The organism is Zoogloea sp., from assembly GCF_041904905.1.
In the GTDB taxonomy this organism is placed as follows: Bacteria; Pseudomonadota; Gammaproteobacteria; order Burkholderiales; family Rhodocyclaceae; genus Zoogloea.
In genome coordinates, this window is record NZ_JAYRMI010000119.1 from 1 (window position 1) to 3,672 (window position 3,672).

At 67.4% G+C, this 3,672-nt stretch carries 3 protein-coding genes; all 3 read left to right on the top strand.

The features are described 5' to 3' along the window. Positions 1-259 precede the first annotated feature (259 nt). Entirely contained in the window at positions 260-673 is a 414-nt protein-coding gene (locus ACE3N6_RS18930; RefSeq protein ID WP_374247377.1) for a response regulator, read from the top strand. Between the two features lie 171 nt (positions 674-844). Beyond that, positions 845-1,387 carry a bacterioferritin gene (locus tag ACE3N6_RS18935; RefSeq protein WP_374247378.1) on the top strand — a complete coding sequence of 181 codons (543 nt, stop codon included), beginning with the start codon at positions 845-847 and terminating at the stop codon, positions 1,385-1,387. A 251-nt stretch (positions 1,388-1,638) separates the two neighbouring features. Beyond that, a partial coding sequence (locus ACE3N6_RS18940; protein ID WP_374247379.1) for a tetratricopeptide repeat protein occupies positions 1,639-3,672 on the top strand: 2,034 nt, incomplete at its 3' end.

Here is a 3,672-nt window from a genome sequence, read left to right on the forward strand (position 1 = left end):
GCCCTCGTCCGATCGTCGCCCCTCCTTTTCCCCCTCCTTTGCCATTTCCCCTCAGCCTGTCCCCGGCCGGCAGCGCCCCCCTGGGCGGCCTGTTCTTGCTGGGCGCGTCAGACCTCGCCTACGCCAGCTTCGGCCATCCCCTGACGGCCCCGAACACCGGCAATCGCTAAACTTCAGATGAGGAAACAAGGCGCTGCGCAGCCTCAGGCGGATGCGCGGCACGCCGCTTCAGACCGATGGAACTCAGGAAGACGCCACCATGGACGCCCCAGCCCCCACACCCCTCCGGGTGGTCTTGATCGAAGATACGGCCGTATTGCGCGATCTGCTCTCGGCCATGCTCGGCGGGATCGAACATCTCGAAATCGTCGGCACGGCCGACGGCGAAGCCGACGGACTGCTCGTGCTCAAGCGCGAACGACCCCACCTCGTCATCGTGGATCTCGAACTTCGCAACGGCACCGGCATGGGCCTGCTCGCCGCCCTCCACGCCACCCCCGAGCGCTTCGGCACCCCGCGTACGGTGGTGTTCTCGAACCACGCCCACGCCGTGATCCAGGCCAAATGCCGGATGCTCGGCGCCGCGGCCTTCTTCGACAAATCCTTCCAGATGGACGAGCTGCTCAATTTCATCGAGGGCGAGGCCGGCGCGCACGCCCTTGCCCTCGCCTGAACAGGCCCCCGCCGGCACGCCGATAGGATTCGTCCGACATCGCGCCGCTGTCCTGTCCGACACCGCAGCACCTGCCGCCGGCCCATCATGACGGCATGACGGCGGTGGATGCCGCAAGGCCCCGCCAGCCCGTCGCGCTCTCCCCCGACCCCAACCCATCAGGAGAAAATCATGGCCAAGGAAACCCCCCGCGATTCCGCCTTCCTCACCGACGTGAAGACCCTGCGCGCCCGCGCCCGCAAGCAGATCGAAGACGGCGCCCTCACGCCCGACTACGAACTCGACCCGGACCAGGCCATCCACCTGCTCAACAACGCCCTCGCCACCGAGCTGGTGTGCGTGCTGCGCTACCGCCAGCACGCCATCGCCGCCACCGGCATCCACGCCGCGCCCATCGCCGCCGAGTTTCTGGTGCATTCCAACGAAGAGCTGGCCCACGCCGATCTGCTCGCCAGGCGCATCGTGCAGCTGGGCGGCACCCCGCTGATGGACCCGGCCGGCCTCACCGAGCGCAGCCACGCCGAATACGTCGCCTGCGACGACCTCAAGCAGATGATCCGCGAGAACCTCGTCGCCGAACGCATCGCCATCGAAAGCTATCGCGAGCTGATCCGCTACTTCGGCGACAAGGATTCCACCACCCGCTCGATGCTCGAAGGCATCCTCGCCACCGAAGAAGAGCACGCCGACGAGCTGGCCGACCTGCTCGAATGACCGCCGCCGCGCTGGCCCGGCCCCGACGCGATGTGGAGCGTCAGGGCGGCGGCGGGGGCGGGGCGCGATTCAGGCTCATCGGCCGATCATCGCGCCTTGGCCTGCATCTCGGGCCAAGGGGCGGCGCGCCCCATGTCGCGGCAAGCGGATGCCATTTCGGGCGGCGCCGTCGTGAGGCAAAATCCCGGCATATCGATCAAGCATCCGCCGGCCATCCGGGCGGGCGGCATGCGCAGCCGGGAACCGCCGCGATGGCCCGCCACAAGCACATCCTCTCCAACCCGCCCGTCCCCAGCGCGGACGACATCTTTACCGACCGGGAGGCCGCGCGCGAGGTGCTGCGCGGCTTCTTCGACGAACTCCTCGCCCGGCCCTTCGCCCCTTCCCGGCCGCTCATCCAGGTGTTCCACGGTGTGGGTGGGGCCGGCAAGTCGGCCCTATGCAAGAAGGCGGTCGATGACTACCGCGCCGACATGTCAGACCAGGGCGGCTACCCCCTCGCCTTTGCCCACGTCGATCTGGACAACGACCGCATCACCCCCGCCTATCCCGTCTTCGATCTGTTTGCGGTCCGCCTGCGCCCCGCGCTCAAGGATGCCGGCTGTGCCCTGCCGCTGTTCGACCTGTACTGCCTGGCGTGGCATGGCAGCAGCCTTGGCGACGGCCGCGTCAGCGCGGAAGAGGTGCAGGATTTTCTCGGCACCCAGCAGAAGGCTGCCGAAGTGGCGGGTTCGTTCTGGGCGCCGCTCACCGACTTCGCCACCTCGCTCAAAGCTGTCGACCTCGTCCGCAAGGCCGCCATCGCCTTCCGCGCTGCACGGCAAGCCAAGCGCTACGCCCAGCGCTTTCCCGGCCTGGAGCTGACCGAACTCCGCGAGGCCGACTTCAAGCGGCACGCCGCCGAAGTGCTGGCGGTTGATCTGGTGGATTTCCTCACCGAACAGGGCGAGCGCAACGGCCACCCCCGCGCCGTGTGCATCACCCTCGACGGCTTCGAGCGCATCCAGTCGGCCGCCTGCGCCGACGACGCCCAAGGGGCGCTGCAGGAACTGTGCAGCCGGCTTGCCGTACACGACCCCCAGCCCCGCTGCGGTTTCGCGCTGTTCGGCCGCAACCGCCTGCAGTGGCGCGAACTCTACGACCAGCGCGACGATGCCCCGGAAGACACCTGGGATGCCCTGCTGGAACAGCACCTCGTGGGCGGCCTCGGCGAAGACGACGCCCGTCACTTCCTCGACCGGGCCGAAGCCTGGTACGCCGCCCGCCCCGCCGACCCCCACTGCGCCGCCATCCTCCCCATCGTGCGCGGCGCGCGGGAGGCCATACTCGACGCCGCCGAAGAGTCTGCCGGCGAGCACCCCGAGCGCATCTTCCACCTTTACTCCCTCGATCTGGCCCTGCGCCAGATCGGCAGCCACCACCGCCACTTCGACGCCGGCAAGCACCTGGGGCGCGGCCACAAGGATCTGCAACAGCGCTTCCTGCGCTACATGGACGAGACCCTGCGCAGCGCCATGCAGGCGCTCGCCCTGGCCCTCACCTTCGATGAAGCCGTGTTCCGTCTGCTGGTTGAAAAGCACGCGATCAAGGGCATCCCGGTCCAGGGTTTCCACGATCTTGTCGGCCCCGGCAACGGTCATGTGCTGCCCACGGGAATGGGCTACCGCTTCCACGGCAAGATGCAGGAAGCCCTGCTCGCCCACCTCCACGACCAGCCTAACGGTTCGCAGAAGGCGGCAACGGTCATCGAGATCCTCGTCGGTCACTACGCCGGGCAACTGGCGGAGGTGGTTGAAGGTCAGGACACCGCTGCGATGCAGGCTGCCTATGTCCGTGCCGCCGACATTCTGCTTGCTCACGCTGAAACGGGCCTGCTCGACGTTGCGCTGTTTAGCCCCGCCTTCTTCGCGCTGGACAACGCTCTTCCCGAAAGACTATTTGCCCGCGCCCGCCTCTCCGCGTGGTCCTGTATTGCGGCAATCCTCAGCACGCGGCGGGCAAACGCGGATAAATACGTACTGTCAGTTTGCTGCAATATCGCATATTGGACTGGAGAGAGCGGCGACGCGGGCACTGCGCTCTATATGTACGAGGCGCTGCTGCAAGTTCGGCAGCGGGTACTCGGCCCGGATCATCCGGATACGCTCATCACGCGCCACAACATCGCTGGCTGGACTGGCGAGTGCGGCGACGCACGTAAGGCGTTGGCGCTGTTCGAGGCATTGTTGCCCGACCAGCAGCGGGTACTCGGTTCCGACCATCCAAGCACACTCATCACGCGTCTC